Genomic DNA, 14,421 nt, shown 5'->3' with positions numbered 1-14,421 from the left:
GTGGTAGTGACAATCTGCAGGCAATCTTCCGGCAGGCCTGCTTCCAGCGCCAGTTTTTGCAGCGCCAGCGCCGACAGCGGTGTCGCTTCCGCCGGCTTTACTATAGCGGTACAGCCCGCCGCCAGCGCAGGGGCCACCTTGCGGGTGATCATGGCATTGGGAAAGTTCCAGGGCGTGATGGCGCTCACCACACCGATCGGCTGCTTGAGCACCATGATCCGCTTGTCCGCTCCCGGGGCCGGGATCATGTCGCCATAAAGCCGTTTACCTTCCTCGGCGAACCATTCGATAAAGCTGGCACCGTAAGCCACTTCGCCCCACGCTTCGGCCAGCGGTTTGCCGCACTCCGCCGTGATGATCCGGGCCAGCATCTCCTGATGCTCCATTATCAAATTATACCAGCGTGTGAGCACCGCCGACCGCTCCTTGGCGGTACGTTTTGACCAGTCGCCAAAGGCCGTTTCCGCCTTCTCCACAGCGGCTTCCACCTCTGTGACCGTCCAGTCGCGGACAACCGCAAGTTCGCTGTCATCCACAGGATTAAGCACGAGCAATCCTGTTTCCTGGCCGAGATAATCGGCCAAAAATTCCAGTTCTTTCATTTTTCTGTTTCCTAAATCATATTGTTGCCAGAATTCCATCCAGCGTATTCACAACAAAATCAATTTTCTGTTTTGTTATGATCAGTGGAGGAGACAGGGCAGAGGCGTCTGTATTTTGTACCTTTTTTACTCACAGGTCATTTTCCTAACACATAAAATATCAACTGCATGAAACTGTAGGAAATTTGTCTCGAGCGAAACAAGACGTTATTTTATCTAATATAACCCCTTGAAAAACATAAATGACGAGCAGAAAGCGTTCACTATAGCAAACATTCTGGTCTTTCGTTGAGAATCAGAATGTCGGCGGAGTGCAGGCGCTGACTATTTCACATTCTTCAGAACCCACGTTCTTAAACCTGTGCGGCATGCTGCTGGAAAAATAATAAGCATCCCCTGGCCCCAATATTTTCTTTTGATCTCCAACCTCGATCTGAATCTTGCCCTTCAAAACCATACCGCACTCCTCCCCTTCATGACTAATTGCCGTTTTGCCGGTTGTCGCTCCAGGCTTGTATTTTTCGTGCAGAAACTGGATAGCTCTGTTGTTCAGGTTGGCGCCGACTTGTCGGAAGGATATGCCTCTCTCCCCGATTTCTGCGAGCTCTTCTGCTGCGAAGAAAATCTGTTTATCCTCTATATCCCCCTCACTGAAAAATTCGGAGAGGCTGATAGGGATGCCATCCAGAATTCTTTTCAGAGCGCCTACTGTTGGGTTTAGATGGTTAGACTCTATTTGAGATATGCTTGCATTCGCGACACCTGTTCTTTTTGCAAGCTCCCGCTGCGATAAATTTCTAGCTAACCGGATTTCTTTCAGACGCTTCCCGATGTCCAACTTTTCACCTTCCCTGGTAGATTTGAAGTCAAATTCAAAATACAATGATCGGATTTTATCCCAAACCCCGAGACACAGGAATCCAATAAAATTCATGCATGAATAAGAAGGACTTATAATCTCGAAATGCATAACACGCCTGAAATTCTGCAACACGCTTTACGGCTCAACCTCGGAATTTTATGACTTTCAGAAGTCTGGGCGGAATTTTGGACTTCCTAAAAAGGATGTTGGTGCAACCAAAAGGCACTGGCAGACTCATATTTACCATGGTGGAAACAAAGCCTTTTCCCTACCCTGGATCGGATCTTCATTCCGGCCCCGACTTTCGGGGCCATTCTTATGTATCTCCTCCTAAGTTTCGAAGAAACATCCCCATCAAAACAGACGACACGTCACCCGTCTGCTACCCCCTGGCAAGCAGAGATAGCCCCAAATGACCAAATCATCTGCAACCATTATTCTTGTTTTGTGACATCTGGTTGCGGGGCGTAAGCTATTTTAGTGCGGGGCATGGGAAAGGCGTAGTATTCCTGAAGTTAGTGTGAGATGCAGGGCGTGGAGTGAGGGGCGCGTTGCAAGATAAAAGTAAGCGTAGCTTTGATGCGATACCACCTTATTCTATAAGGATTTTTCACGGGGCGTGAGGGATGTTTTAGGCCCTTTTACGGGTCATGACCTTTCCAGGAGTTTTGCACGCTTTCACTGCATTTTCACTCAACCCAGATGCCAGTTCAAAAACTGAGATGAATGTAGGCCTCCACAATTATTCGCTTGGGGGGATCGAACTTAGAGTGGAGGCCCGGCAGCTGTTTAAGCTACGGCTCTACGATAGCACAGATTGCTGTCTGTACAGAGGATATATTATCGTGATTTATATTTCCGCATTCATGTTGGGCTGGTCACGCAACCGCCTTTTCTTAACAAAATGGACAAGACCAAATTGAGGAAAACGAACGAATACAGAAAGGGGTGAATTTGTATTCGCGCTTCAACCCGCAAACAACTTTCCGATCAAGGCGTTAAGAAAAACCCGGAAAATAAAGCGAATACAGAGAAGCCGGAGGCGAATACTTAAAAGTTAAAAGCATCCCAAATGCTTAGTATCTATTTCGCACCGGAGTGTATTCATCCGGAGGTGCATGGGGTGTGGCTGTATTCGCTTTTCCCTGTTTTAGGGGAAAGTGGGAAGTGAAGAGGAAGCCGGGGAAAGATATCCAGCTTCCTCTGGAAATCAGATTTTAAGGGAGAAACGGGTAAAGGATCAGGACTAGGTGGGATCCTTTACTCGTTGCAGTATGAGTCCGTGCCTGGGAGATTTTCGGACAAAAAAAAGGGATAGGGAGAAATCCCTTGTGCCCTGTAATAGAGTGCATACAGATGTTAGACTCAAGGAATTGCCTCACGTTATTCATAAATAAATAAAAATATGCATAAAACTTGACAATTATGCATATTTATGTTATACTATGCGTGATTTTAATAGAATATGAGAGCTTATAACACATGATTTTTAGAGCTGATGAAGAACAATCGAGAGGGTACGCACGAGCAGAGCGTTACCTAATACCGATGGATTTTACAGAAGAGCAAAGGGAACGAAGTCTAGCGGAGCTTCAAAGGATTGTGGAGAGGTGTGGGCCGGTTGTAGAGAGCTACCCGTCGTGGCATCCATTAGTCGCGCAAAATCAGGATCAAAGAAGCCCGATCGTCTTTCCAGAGGAAAGAGGGGGCTATGCAGGACTAGATCATACGATTTTGTTTGTGAATGGGTTTGTCACATGTCCTTATGATGACGGACAAAGGGTTGTGGATTCTGTGGAAGCGTTTAACACTGGATTTGATGAAATAGCGACAATCAAAACAGAGATTCTGAAAGTACCATTCTATGCTGATCGTACAACACCAATTTTGGTTTACTGTGACTGGCATAGGCCTTTGCTACAGGATCGCACGATACCTAAATCATTAGCTATACCATTAATGTTGGAGCAAGAAGTGCCGTGCTGGCGGACAGCCGAACTTGCTGAAACATGGGAAACAATGAGGCCATATTTCTTGGGAGCGCCGCATGGTAGTCGGTCATCACTGTTTTTAAATCAAGAAACCGGACAAGCGCTAAAGAATGTATGGAATGCCTTGATCAAAACCGAGATGTTTGGTCCGGTAAAGGATTAACCACCAGGTGTCGTGAATACTGATAATCTTAAAAAGGGGGGTCTATTGTGCAGGTATATGAAGGCTGCACCTTAGTCGGATAAATGGGCGCCTCAGGGGCCACGCCGGCCGCTTCTTATCATCTTTTTTACATTGCTGGAATGCCGTCTAATGTTGTGGATACGTTCGTGGTCCACCGCCCAGTCCTTAGTCTCAAAGGGATAGGAAGTAGCACTTTTTTTTAATTCGAGGATTGATGCAGCATTTGAAGGACTAATTAGAGCCTCATTGATCTTATAAAGAAAGAACTCTTCATCCATGTGCTGTATCAGTCTGTTTAGCTCAGAAAAGTCCGATTTTATGTATGTTTCTGCAATTTGTCGTGTGCACTCATCGGTTTCACCTGTCCAATACTCACAGGCACGTTCTTCAAGCTTATCAACGAGCGCTATAGTTTGCTCAATTCGTTTCTCAAGCTCGCTCCGCTTGGTCAGCGTGTAGGTGCCCAGCATCGTTACGATTGAGGTTATAATATCAGAAAAACCAAATCCAAGAGTGTCCATAGTCTATGAGTTGGCTGCTTTGTTGGCATCTTCCATGTAGCTCTGAATTTCAACTTTAAGGAAGTCGTCCTGGGTGACAAGTTCTATACGGTTTTTTATAGTCTCGTAGGGTAATATGTTAGCTCGAACAAGTCCCCCAAAAGCTTCCTCTAAGAAGGAGGATCCATAGCCTTCCACACCATCAAGGTCGATCTTTAGCTTTTCATATTCCTGAACAAGTGGTTCGAGAAGGTCTTCCCTGAACTCTTCTCCGCTATCAGGGCCATCGCTTCTTAATCGCCCTCCAGGTGCGATACTGAAGTCATTCTTGATGGAAATCAATTTGGTATTGTTCGTCATTTTCTGCGTTTCTACCTAGAGTGAAGGTCCACTGAATGAGTGTGCCGTTTATTGACCGAGCATGAGATTGAGTTTGCTCTTGACCATCGTACCTATATATATACTCCCCTTTGTTACTTACAACTCTGATCTTACCCATCTTATCCTTATTATTGTCAATGATCCACCTCATTTGAGGAAGTCCTTTTCCTCGATGGGTTTGGCCGGTTTGAGATCTACCAAGTTCCATAGCAGCTCGTATTCTGGAGGCATCGTTGTCATGAATGCCCACCTTATCGAGAAATGAAAGTATCGTTTCAATGGGGTATTTGTTTTCAATTGTGTTAGGAATACCTACTCCTTGGTCAAAGAATGTAACTGTGAGTTTGCTTATGCTTCTATCGTATGAACCAGACATCCACCATCTTCGGTAAAGGTGTCTCCTGGAATCAATTAGCTCTTGTGGATAAGCGTGTTGAACGCTGTTGGCCATGGCTTCAATAAGCGCAGTATAGAGGCCTAGATCAGGCAGAGGTCCAGTGAGTTCTTCTAACGCTTCCCTCATCTCTTTGATCAAAGTCCCAACCACAAACTTGTTGCTCCAAAAGGGGATATAGATAATGTTGTCATCATCAACGTTGTCACGGGATTTGGGAGGGTTCACTACATCCAAAATCTTGAAGAAACCCATCTGGGAAAGGCGGTTTCGTATCCTGGAATCCCAATGTTTCATTCGTGCCACTTTTGGCCGGAAATTTCTGAGGATACTCCATCGATCTAATTCCGATACAAGCACTAAGGCTGCCGCAGGTGATATCTCACAGAGGTTGGAAAAATCTAAGTGTATTTTCCGGTTGTGATCCAGATACTCATCCATGAATTCATTTAGAAACTCCATTGTAGGTCTATAATGCTGATTCAAGTCCATTGAATGTGGGAGTTTGAAATAGCAAGTTTTACCTTCCACACGTTTTGATGGCTCACTGGAGTATCCTCCAGTAATGCGCTTCGTTCTGAGTTTCTCTTTCGACTTGATGCGCCTTTTGTTGAGTCTAGCAGATCGCTTTTCCATCCATAGATGCCAAGCGATTTTTTTCTTTTTCACTGATTATCCTTGTTGCTGCAAACGACCATATCCAAAGGGTTAGCGCTCAAGTCGTTGTTTGTGTCTTTGGGAAACTAGCATAACACAACAAACTAAGATTTTTGTGTCGAGCTCAATTGTATTTGGAAGGCCCAAAGAAACGCCAATAAAGGCTATTGTAGCGAACAGATATTGAGCAAGCTGCTTATCCCTTAGTTCTATTCTTAGCCTCATTTCCGCTCGGGTATCTTCATAGATCTTTATAGCGAGGTCTAATTCCTTCTCTTCAATCATTCCCTGTCTCCAAGGGTGATAACGCTTGTTTATTGAGTAAAATACTACCTATGGTATAAATATATGATTCGTCTCTTTGTGACTAGGTGACCTTCTCAGGGAACTACATTTAGGATGTCTACTTTAATTACCCAACAGGTTTCATCCCCATGCATCTTCGTTGCATTTGCGGCTATTGTTCCCCTTTTGCCTCGTCTAATACGCTGTTACGTTGAAGGAATTAGGCAGGAAATAAAAGGTGAGTTTTGGCTAATTTTTAAAGGTGTTGGAGGGGAAACAGCTGATAGGAAGTCAATTCCAGCAGACTTTTGGTTGTCATATGTCATCGGTTTTGCTGAGATGCTGGCCTATCCTCTGTTGATAATAAATGATCAAACGACCATGATAGGTTTTTGGTTGGGATTTAAAACAATTCATCGTTGGAACTATGCTCCAAATTATGATCGTGGTCCCTATAATCTTTATCTAGTTGGGAATTTGATAGTTCTTATGGGGGCCTATTTTTCAGCTCGTTGGGCTGTGATTTGATTTTTCTGAGCCAATACAATAGCTGCTAAAATTAAGCTGTGAACATCAGTATGCGACATTAGTTTATCTGCGAGTATTTTGTATCAGTAATATGCCTCATTTTGAAGGCATGCGCAAATTTAGGCGCGCTACTCGCTGGCAGCACGATCATCGAAATTTGAGGCGCATATCCCAATGGAATATTGTAAACGGACAATAGAGACACTGTCTGAGCAAATATTCGGTTTAGAGGGGAAACAAGAGGATGAGCGAAAACAAAGTGACCAATGAGCTTGAACTTATGACTACGATCGTAGTTGCTGAGCAAAATAATTTCTGGTTAAGATTTACGGCCTTTTCTGCCTTAAATGCTGCGATGGTGGTAGCTGCTATTTCAATTAAGAATGCATCGTATGTTGGTTATATGGGGCTGGTACTATCGGTGTTTTGGACGTCTGTCCAGTGGGCGAGCTATAATTATGTGGTTCACTATGATGAAACCTGGGGGCCTAGGATTGAGGAGTTGGGTTTCCGTCGTCCGAAGGAGTTTTGGGCAAAGCTCCCTCGCACGACGTTCGTCGGGGCATTGACTGCCACGTTGAGCATGGTGTTCTGGATAGCTTTCATCTGCAAACTTGTATAGCTGTTGGTAATCCAGGCACTTCATGGATTTAACTTAATCGCTTACTTTTTTGAGCTCTTTGATCACATCAACCGGATCGATCCCGAGAGCATCGGCAATCAACATCATCTCGACAACATCAACTCGCCGTTCCCCTAGCTCACATTTGGAGATAAATGTCTGCCGTGTGCCCAGCCTTTTGGCCAACTCAACCTGGGACACATTAGCTTCATCGCGATATTGCACGAGAAGCTCTCTGAGCTTCTTATATTTCTTGGTAAAAACAGACTTTTTCATGGGATGCCTTCCAATGGGAAGACGAGAATAATACCCCAATATAGAGTACCCCAAATTGGGGTATTATTTGGTTGTGTTGATGCTCCTATATGTTACTATAGTTGTGCTGCGAGTTTTCTAGCAGTGACGTTTCAAACCGTCGTACACTAGTCGGCCCACTCCCGATTTTGAGTGGCAATTGTCCTGGGAAGTCGTTATAGACCCCCCTATGATGACTCCTGTCCGGATATGAGTTTCTCTCATGTCGGGGGTGGTGCTGGAATAGAACACTCTCCGGAGGAATACAGCCCACACGACTAGTGCGTGGTTTGAAGCCCCCGGCGCCAGGGATTGTCCTTGGCGTCGGCAACAGGAGGCCAAGACCATGCTGGAGTCAGACCCATTCGACATTGACACCTTGTCTGCCTTTCGGGAGTTGACAGGAGAGGTTCCTGGCAGGCAATCCGAGAGATTGCCACGAGCTCCAAAGAACCCACCGTCTTATTCCACCCGGGAATTCAAGAGCTTCGAAGCGGCCTGTTACAAGAGCCTTTATCCTACCACGTCACCGGAACAGTTCCGCGACCGGCTGGCCAGCATTCTGGAGAAGCTGGGTTTTCCCACCTTTTCTTTGATGGCACTATGCCCTCATCCCCGGCTGATCATTCACAATCTCCCTAAAGCCCTTCAGAGCGCCTATGAGCAGGGGAACTTTGAGCGGGTGGATTATGCCATCTCATACGCCAATGGCTCACGACACCCCATCCTCAGGTCCAGGATCGAGGATTATATGTCGGCCGCGCCTGTACAGACCCGGGAGATGACCCGGAACCAGGATTTGTCCATCCTCTACAAGGGCCACGGGTTTTATGAGTTCTATCATATTCCTATCGTATCCGGTAATGAACGCTACCTGTTCAGCCTCACCTCAGAGGATATCGCCCCGGATTTTCTCAAGAAGCTGCGCAAACATCCGGAAGCCATCCAGCTGGTGGCCGAGATTTCGGTGAGCTTCGGCCTGCGGAAGTTCCCGGAACATTTCCGGGCGGGAGGAGAGAGGAAGGAGATCAAGCTTCAGCTGCAGCCGCTGATGGATATCAGCCGGATTGCTCAGCAAGACCTGACCATCCAGCAAATCGCCCACACCACAGAGCGGAGTGTGCACACCATTAACCAGCACCTTGCTGCTGCCCGTAAGGCGCTGAACAGTAAAACCACACACGGGGCCATCTATAAAGCCATACAGGAAGGGCTGATCCCCTGCCCTTGCAAAGACTGTTCCTCAGGTCGAGGGACCGGAGACTCGGCGAGAGCGACCCTGTATGACCATACAGGTTGACAGGGTTCTCCCGTCTTTTCTGTGGTTGCGGGTGCAGAATCCTGTAATTTTTTTGATGTTTTTTCGGGGGTAGAATTTTTGATCGCTGGATATCGGGAGATATCTTTGGGTTTCTTAAGAGGTATTTAGGATGCGTTGCAGATACAATGATATAATATACGCCCCGCCCACGACCCTTGACGGGGCTTTGGTTGCGGCGTCTACTTTATGGATTATGAGCAGGAAAGAGCTTCCCATAAGGTTTAAGGCCTATCCGCACGCCAATGACAACGGTAGTGTCTCCGGCAGTCCGCCGGACCCCAGACTGCTGAGCCTGGCCCGTCTGATTGCCCGGGCCGCTGTGCGGGACCTGATTGACGGCCAGACCGCCAATGATAATGCTGACAACTTGACGGTTGCGGGGCAACCTCCCCTCAAAGGATCTGAGCAGGTTTCAGCGACAAGTTTGCTTGCGGATACAGCCGAGGCTGGGTCCGCGACATTGCCTTCACCAGAGACCGAACCAAATCCCCAAAGCAAACATGCATCCGACGACCTCCCCGTCGGCACCCAGCTTTATCTTTTTCCTGATCATATTGAGACTGACCATGACTCCTAACAACCCCACTCCCATTAAAGTCGCCATTTACGCCCGCTATTCTTCCGACAACCAGAGAGAAGCCTCCATTGAAGACCAGATCCGTCTGTGCAGGGAACTGACCGCGCAGCAGGGCTGGACCATTACCAAGACCTATCAGGACAGCGCCATGAGCGGGGCCAGCCTGATGCGCCCCGGCATCCAGGCCCTGATGGAAGACGCGGTGAAGGGCAACTTCTCCATCATCCTGACCGAGGCTCTGGACCGCTTGTCCCGCGACCAGGAAGATATCGCCGGGCTCTATAAACGCATGAGCTTTGCCGATGTGCGCATCATCACCCTCTCCGAGGGCGAAGTGAACAACCTGCATATCGGCCTCAAGGGCACCATGAACGCGCTTTACCTCAAAGACCTCGCCGATAAAACCCGGCGCGGCTTGCGGGGACGCGTCGAACAGGGCAAGTCCGGTGGCGGGCGCACCTTTGGCTATGACGTCATCAAAAGTTTTTCCCCTGACGGAGAGAAGATCACCGGCGAGAGGACCATCAACGAGCGGGAAGCCGCTGTCGTTCGCCGCATCTTTAAAGACTTTGCCGCCGGTCACTCCCCCCGCGCGATCGCCAAGGCGCTGAATGAGGAAGGCGTGCCCGGCCCCAGAGGCTCCGGGTGGGGCCAAAGCACCATCAATGGCAACCGGGAACGGGGCACGGGCATCATCAACAATGAGCTTTATATTGGGCGACTGGTCTGGAACCGCCTTCGCTATATCAAGGATCCGGACACGGGTAAAAGGATTTCACGCCTGAACCCGGAACAGGACTGGGTCATCCAGGAGGTGCCCGACCTCCGGATCATCGACCAGACCCTCTGGGACAAGGTCAAGGAGCAGCAGGGCGCCCTCAAGCATCGCAAGCCCCTGCAGGCGGACAATGAACTGGGCCGCTATAAGAGGCCGCAATATCTATTCTCCGGACTTCTCAAGTGTGGGACCTGCGGCGGCGGTTTCAGCATGTTCAGCAAAACCCATCTCGCCTGTTCCAACAGGCGTAACAAAGGCACCTGTGACAACACACACTCCATCCGGCGCGACCAACTGGAAGAGATCGTCCTCGACGGTCTCAAACACCATCTTATGGAACCAGCCTATTTTGCGGAATTCTGTAAAGAATATACCGAAGAACTGAACCGGATGAGACGCGAAGTCACTGCCGGTCAGACCGCCCAAAAGGCGGAACTGGTCAAGATTGAGCAGGAGATCAAAAAACTCCTCCAGGCACTCAAAGACGGCGGGCCTGCCAAAGCCATCGTTTCCGAGATGCAGGCTATGGAGGCCCGACAGGAAGAGATTGAAAGGGAGATTTCAGAAGCCAAAGAACCGGCTCCCCTGCTTCATCCCAACATGGCAAAGACCTATGCCAGGAAGCTGGACGATCTGATGAAGACTCTCAATGAACCAGACCTGAGGGCGCAGGCGTCGCAGACCCTGCGCAGTCTGATTGAGGCGGTAAGGCTTGTGCCGGAAGGAGAGGGCTTGGGCATTGAGCTTGTCGGGGATCTGGCCGGAATCCTGCACTTTGTGGAGCCTAAAGAGAAGGCTGGGGCCCAAAAAGGAAGCGGTGGCTCCACAAAAAGCAACGCCGCCTCGGATAGATCCGGGCGGCGTCAACTTCCGTTGGTTGCGGGGGCAGGATTTGAACCTGCGACCTTCAGGTTATGAGCCTGACGAGCTACCGGGCTGCTCCACCCCGCGTCAAGTTAGTTCAAGGCTGCGCAGTGCAGCCCGGCATTTTTAATTCCGCCTCGGGGGACCCGAGGCTGGGGCATGCTCGACCCCGCGGTAAACTTTATTGGCACTCAAGCGCCGTGCGGCCTCCGGCCTTGGCTTCCGCGCAAACGTGCGCGACGGCCGCTTGGCCTTTCCGTCCTACGGACGGCTGGAGTGTATACTCCAGAGCGGTCGACTGACCGCCGCCGACTTTTCGGCGCCCCCTCGGAGGCGTGAGCGTAAGCGAGCCTGCCGCGAGAGATAATCAACCTACAAAAAAAAGCGGCTTTATGGGCCGCTGTCTTTTTCATGCGCTATCGCCTAGCGGCTACTTGAGCGCGATGATTTTCTGACATTATGAATGGGTTTGTATTTTAAACTCATGTTTTTAATAGACCTGGCGACGACCTACTCTTCCGCGCCTTAAGACGAAGTACCATCGGCACAACCTGGTTTCACTTCCGGGTTCGGGATGGAGCCGGGTGGGACACAGGCGTCAAGATCACCAGGTCAATTAAAAACATGGGTTTGTTTTATATTCCGTTTTGATTTGGCCTTTTTGAGGCCAATGATAAGTTTTGCATGAGCGCGCATGAACGGGATCTTTTACAGATCTCATCTCTGTTCATGACGGGATATTCAAGTCTATTGAGTAATTAGTACCGGTCAGCTTCATGTGTTACCACACTTCCACATCCGGCCTATCAACGTGGTGGTCTTCCACGGCTCTCAAGGGAGAACTTATCTTGAGGGGGGCTTCCCGCTTAGATGCTTTCAGCGGTTATCCCTTCCGCACATAGCTACCCTGCAATGCGGCTGGCGCCACAACAGGTCCACCAGAGGTGCGTCCATCCCGGTCCTCTCGTACTAGGGACAGCTCCTCTCAATTCTCCTGCGCCCACGGCAGATAGGGACCGAACTGTCTCACGACGTTCTAAACCCAGCTCACGTACCTCTTTAAATGGCGAACAGCCATACCCTTGGGACCTGCTCCAGCCCCAGGATGAGATGAGCCGACATCGAGGTGCCAAACACTGCCGTCGATATGAGCTCTTGGGCAGTATCAGCCTGTTATCCCCGGCGTACCTTTTATCCGTTGAGCGATGGCCCTTCCACACGGGACCACCGGATCACTATGACCGACTTTCGTCTCTGCTCGACTTGTCAGTCTCGCAGTCAGGCAGGCTTATGCCATTGCACTCTCACAGCTGATTTCCGACCAGCCTGAGCCTACCATCGCGCGCCTCCGTTACTCTTTGGGAGGCGACCGCCCCAGTCAAACTACCCACCACAGAAGGTCCCGGCCCCGGGTTCACGGGGCGCGGTTAGATAATAGACAGGTTAAGGGTGGTATTTCACCAACGACTCCACCGGAACTGGCGCACCGGTTTCAAAGTCTCCCACCTATCCTACACATAACATATCCATTATCATTCTGAAGCTGTAGTAAAGGTGCACGGGGTCTTTCCGTCTAACCGCGGGTAGCCCGCATCTTCACGGGCAAGTCAATTTCGCTGAGTCTATGTTGGAGACAGTGGGGAAGTCGTTACGCCATTCGTGCAGGTCGGAACTTACCCGACAAGGAATTTCGCTACCTTAGGACCGTTATAGTTACGGCCGCCGTTTACCGGGGCTTCAATTCAGTGCTCTCACACCTCCTTTTAACCTTCCGGCACCGGGCAGGCGTCAGACCCTATACGTCGTCTTGCGACTTCGCAGAGCCCTGTGTTTTTAGTAAACAGTCGCCACCCCCTGGTCTGTGCCCCCTCCAAAAAGTTGCCTTCATGGAGGGCCTCCTTCTCCCGAAGTTACGGAGGCAATTTGCCGAGTTCCTTCAACATAGTTCTCTCAAGCGCCTTGGTATGCTCTACCTGTCCACCTGTGTCGGTTTCGGGTACGGTCTATATGATGAGGCTATTTCCTGGAACAGTTTCGCAGCCCCTCCAATCCAGTAAGGAGGAACAACTTACACCATCCGTCACATCTCATCAGGCCCAGTAATATTAAACTGAGTTCCCATCGACTACGCCTTTCGGCCTCGCCTTAGGGACCGGCTAACCCTGCGCAGATTAGCTTTACGCAGGAACCCTTGGACTTTCGGCGAGAGTGTCTCTCACACTCTTTATCGCTACTCATGCCAACATTCGCACTTCTGATACCTCCAGGCGCCCTCGCGGGTCACCCTTCGCAGGCTTACAGAACGCTCCGCTACCACTTGATACAAAGTATCAAATCCAAAGCTTCGGTACATGTCTTGAGCCCCGTTACATCTTCGCTGCGAGATGGCTATTAGACCAGTGAGCTGTTACGCTTTCTTTAAAGGGTGGCTGCTTCTAAGCCAACCTCCTGGTTGTTTTGGCCTTCTCACTTGCTTTCCCACTTAGACATGATTTGGGGACCTTAGCTGTTGGTCAGGGCTGTTTCCCTCTCCACCACGGACCTTAGCACCCGTGGTGTGTCTGCTGAATAGTACTCACCGGTATTCGGAGTTTGGTTAGAATTGGTAAGGCTCGCGCCCCCCGCATCCATCCAGTGCTCTACCCCCGGCGGTATTCATTCAACGCTCTACCTAAATAGATTTCGCGGAGAACCAGCTATCTCCGAGTTTGATTGGCCTTTCACCCCTAGTCACAGGTCATCTCCCCATTTTTCAACATAGGTGAGTTCGGTCCTCCAGTGCGTGTTACCGCACCTTCAACCTGCCCATAACTAGATCACTCGGTTTCGGGTCTAATACAACATACTCAGTCGCCCTATTAAGACTCGCTTTCGCTGCGCCTACACCTATCGGCTTAAGCTTGCATGTTATATTAAGTCGTTGGCCCATTATACAAAAGGTACGCCGTCACACTTGCGTGCTCCGACTGCTTGTAAGCATACGGTTTCAGGGTCTGTTTCACTCCCCTTATCGGGGTGCTTTTCACCTTTCCCTCACGGTACTTGTTCACTATCGGTCGCATAGGAGTACTTAGGCTTGGAGGGTGGTCCCCCCACGTTCAGACAGGATTTCACGTGTCCCGCCCTACTCGAGGACTGTAAATTAACTTACCCGTACGGGGCTATCACCCACTACGGCCATCCTTTCCAGAATGTTCCGGTTTTTAATCTACAGCCACTGGCCTGGTTCCCGTTCGCTCGCCACTACTAGGGAAGTCTCGGTTGATGTCCTTTCCTCCGGCTACTTAGATGTTTCAGTTCGCCGGGTTCGCCTCCTTACCCTATGTATTCAGGTAAGGATACCCCGAAGGGTGGGTTTCCCCATTCGGAAATCGTCGGATCAAAGCTTTTTCGCAGCTCCCCAACGCTTATCGCAGCGTAACACGTCCTTCATCGCCTCTATGCGCCAAGGCATCCACCATATGCTCTTGTCATACTTGAGATCACCGCCATGTACAGAGATCAGATCGTAAAATCAAATCCCATCCAGCATCCATCTCGGCAGGATGCTGAACTAAAACCTCGTCTTCCAGGGTGGGGGA

Annotated in this window: 12 protein-coding genes, 1 tRNA gene and 2 rRNA genes; 5 read left to right on the top strand and 10 right to left on the bottom strand. The window is 49.5% G+C overall.

The window, feature by feature from the left end; translation table 11 throughout:
- Both FIV46_RS00090 and FIV46_RS00085 read right to left on the bottom strand, forming a co-directional pair.
- A partial coding sequence (locus tag FIV46_RS00090) for an aldehyde dehydrogenase family protein (protein ID WP_139937769.1) occupies window positions 1–602 on the bottom strand: 602 nt, incomplete at its 3' end.
- A 295-nt stretch (window positions 603–897) separates the two neighbouring features.
- Complete coding sequence (locus FIV46_RS00085) at window positions 898–1,572, bottom strand: cupin domain-containing protein (RefSeq protein ID WP_219845801.1); 675 nt, start codon at window positions 1,570–1,572, stop codon at window positions 898–900.
- 1,374 nt (window positions 1,573–2,946) lie between these two features.
- Between FIV46_RS00085 and FIV46_RS00080 the strand changes: the two genes are divergently transcribed.
- On the top strand, window positions 2,947–3,618 hold the full coding sequence (locus FIV46_RS00080; RefSeq protein ID WP_139937768.1) for a hypothetical protein: 672 nt from the start codon (window positions 2,947–2,949) through the stop codon (window positions 3,616–3,618).
- 92 nt (window positions 3,619–3,710) lie between these two features.
- Here FIV46_RS00080 and FIV46_RS00075 read toward each other — a convergent pair whose 3' ends face one another.
- The 4 genes from FIV46_RS00075 to FIV46_RS00060 are packed head-to-tail and all read right to left on the bottom strand — an operon-like array spanning window position 3,711 to window position 5,856.
- Window positions 3,711–4,160: a hypothetical protein gene (locus FIV46_RS00075; RefSeq protein ID WP_139937767.1), complete on the bottom strand. Its 450-nt coding sequence runs from the start codon at window positions 4,158–4,160 to the stop codon at window positions 3,711–3,713.
- 3 nt (window positions 4,161–4,163) lie between these two features.
- Complete coding sequence (locus FIV46_RS00070) at window positions 4,164–4,499, bottom strand: STAS-like domain-containing protein (RefSeq protein WP_139937766.1); 336 nt, start codon at window positions 4,497–4,499, stop codon at window positions 4,164–4,166.
- The gene (locus FIV46_RS00065) at window positions 4,462–5,583 is read right to left on the bottom strand and encodes a hypothetical protein (protein ID WP_139937765.1); all 1,122 of its coding nucleotides are present in this window, start codon (window positions 5,581–5,583) and stop codon (window positions 4,462–4,464) included. The genes FIV46_RS00070 and FIV46_RS00065 overlap by 38 nt, the downstream gene beginning before the upstream one ends.
- A 39-nt stretch (window positions 5,584–5,622) precedes the next feature.
- Window positions 5,623–5,856 (bottom strand): hypothetical protein, encoded by a 234-nt coding sequence (locus FIV46_RS00060; protein WP_139937764.1) that lies wholly within the window; start codon window positions 5,854–5,856, stop codon window positions 5,623–5,625.
- Window positions 5,857–5,970: 114 nt separating this feature from the next.
- On the opposite strand from FIV46_RS00060, the gene FIV46_RS00055 reads away from it, so the two are divergent.
- Window positions 5,971–6,384, top strand: a complete 414-nt coding sequence (locus FIV46_RS00055) for a hypothetical protein (RefSeq protein WP_139937763.1) — start codon at window positions 5,971–5,973, stop codon at window positions 6,382–6,384.
- Between the two features lie 244 nt (window positions 6,385–6,628).
- On the top strand, window positions 6,629–7,006 hold the full coding sequence (locus FIV46_RS00050) for a hypothetical protein (protein ID WP_139937762.1): 378 nt from the start codon (window positions 6,629–6,631) through the stop codon (window positions 7,004–7,006).
- Window positions 7,007–7,039: 33 nt separating this feature from the next.
- On the opposite strand, the gene FIV46_RS00045 is transcribed toward FIV46_RS00050, so the two are convergent.
- Window positions 7,040–7,282, bottom strand: a complete 243-nt coding sequence (locus FIV46_RS00045) for a helix-turn-helix domain-containing protein (RefSeq protein WP_139937761.1) — start codon at window positions 7,280–7,282, stop codon at window positions 7,040–7,042.
- 451 nt (window positions 7,283–7,733) lie between these two features.
- Between FIV46_RS00045 and FIV46_RS00040 the strand changes: the two genes are divergently transcribed.
- Both FIV46_RS00040 and FIV46_RS18375 read left to right on the top strand, forming a co-directional pair.
- On the top strand, window positions 7,734–8,600 hold the full coding sequence (locus FIV46_RS00040; RefSeq protein WP_181162986.1) for a helix-turn-helix transcriptional regulator: 867 nt from the start codon (window positions 7,734–7,736) through the stop codon (window positions 8,598–8,600).
- A gap of 521 nt (window positions 8,601–9,121) precedes the next feature.
- Window positions 9,122–10,894, top strand: coding sequence for a recombinase family protein (locus FIV46_RS18375; protein ID WP_342780394.1), 1,773 nt, complete (start codon window positions 9,122–9,124; stop codon window positions 10,892–10,894).
- Here the strand turns inward: FIV46_RS18375 and FIV46_RS00030 are convergent.
- The 3 genes from FIV46_RS00030 to FIV46_RS00020 all read right to left on the bottom strand — a co-directional run bounded on the left by FIV46_RS00030 (window position 10,851) and on the right by FIV46_RS00020 (window position 14,322).
- Window positions 10,851–10,927: transfer RNA gene (locus FIV46_RS00030), tRNA-Met, on the bottom strand. The two genes, FIV46_RS18375 and FIV46_RS00030, sit on opposite strands and share 44 nt — an antisense overlap.
- 410 nt (window positions 10,928–11,337) lie before the next feature.
- A 5S ribosomal RNA gene (rrf, locus tag FIV46_RS00025) occupies window positions 11,338–11,452 on the bottom strand.
- A 125-nt stretch (window positions 11,453–11,577) separates the two neighbouring features.
- Window positions 11,578–14,322: ribosomal RNA gene (locus tag FIV46_RS00020) — 23S ribosomal RNA — on the bottom strand.
- Between the last annotated feature and the right edge of the window lie 99 nt (window positions 14,323–14,421).

The sequence above is a fragment of the Emcibacter nanhaiensis genome, from assembly GCF_006385175.1.
GTDB lineage: Bacteria > Pseudomonadota > Alphaproteobacteria > Sphingomonadales > Emcibacteraceae > Emcibacter > Emcibacter nanhaiensis.
Note: the sequence above shows the minus strand (reverse complement) of the source record. Positions and strands in the feature narration are given on the sequence as shown.

What these genes read in the sequence shown, in the direction of transcription:
- FIV46_RS00085 (WP_219845801.1), bottom strand. Translation starts at nt 1,572, where the DNA reads ATGCATTTCGAGATTATAAGTCCTTCTTATTCATGCATGAATTTTATT.
- FIV46_RS00080 (WP_139937768.1), top strand. Translation starts at nt 2,947, where the DNA reads ATGATTTTTAGAGCTGATGAAGAACAATCGAGAGGGTACGCACGAGCA.
- FIV46_RS00075 (WP_139937767.1), bottom strand. Translation starts at nt 4,160, where the DNA reads ATGGACACTCTTGGATTTGGTTTTTCTGATATTATAACCTCAATCGTA.
- FIV46_RS00070 (WP_139937766.1), bottom strand. Translation starts at nt 4,499, where the DNA reads ATGACGAACAATACCAAATTGATTTCCATCAAGAATGACTTCAGTATC.
- FIV46_RS00060 (WP_139937764.1), bottom strand. Translation starts at nt 5,856, where the DNA reads ATGATTGAAGAGAAGGAATTAGACCTCGCTATAAAGATCTATGAAGAT.
- FIV46_RS00055 (WP_139937763.1), top strand. Translation starts at nt 5,971, where the DNA reads ATGTCTACTTTAATTACCCAACAGGTTTCATCCCCATGCATCTTCGTT.
- FIV46_RS00050 (WP_139937762.1), top strand. Translation starts at nt 6,629, where the DNA reads ATGAGCGAAAACAAAGTGACCAATGAGCTTGAACTTATGACTACGATC.
- FIV46_RS00045 (WP_139937761.1), bottom strand. Translation starts at nt 7,282, where the DNA reads ATGAAAAAGTCTGTTTTTACCAAGAAATATAAGAAGCTCAGAGAGCTT.
- FIV46_RS18375 (WP_342780394.1), top strand. Translation starts at nt 9,122, where the DNA reads ATGCATCCGACGACCTCCCCGTCGGCACCCAGCTTTATCTTTTTCCTG.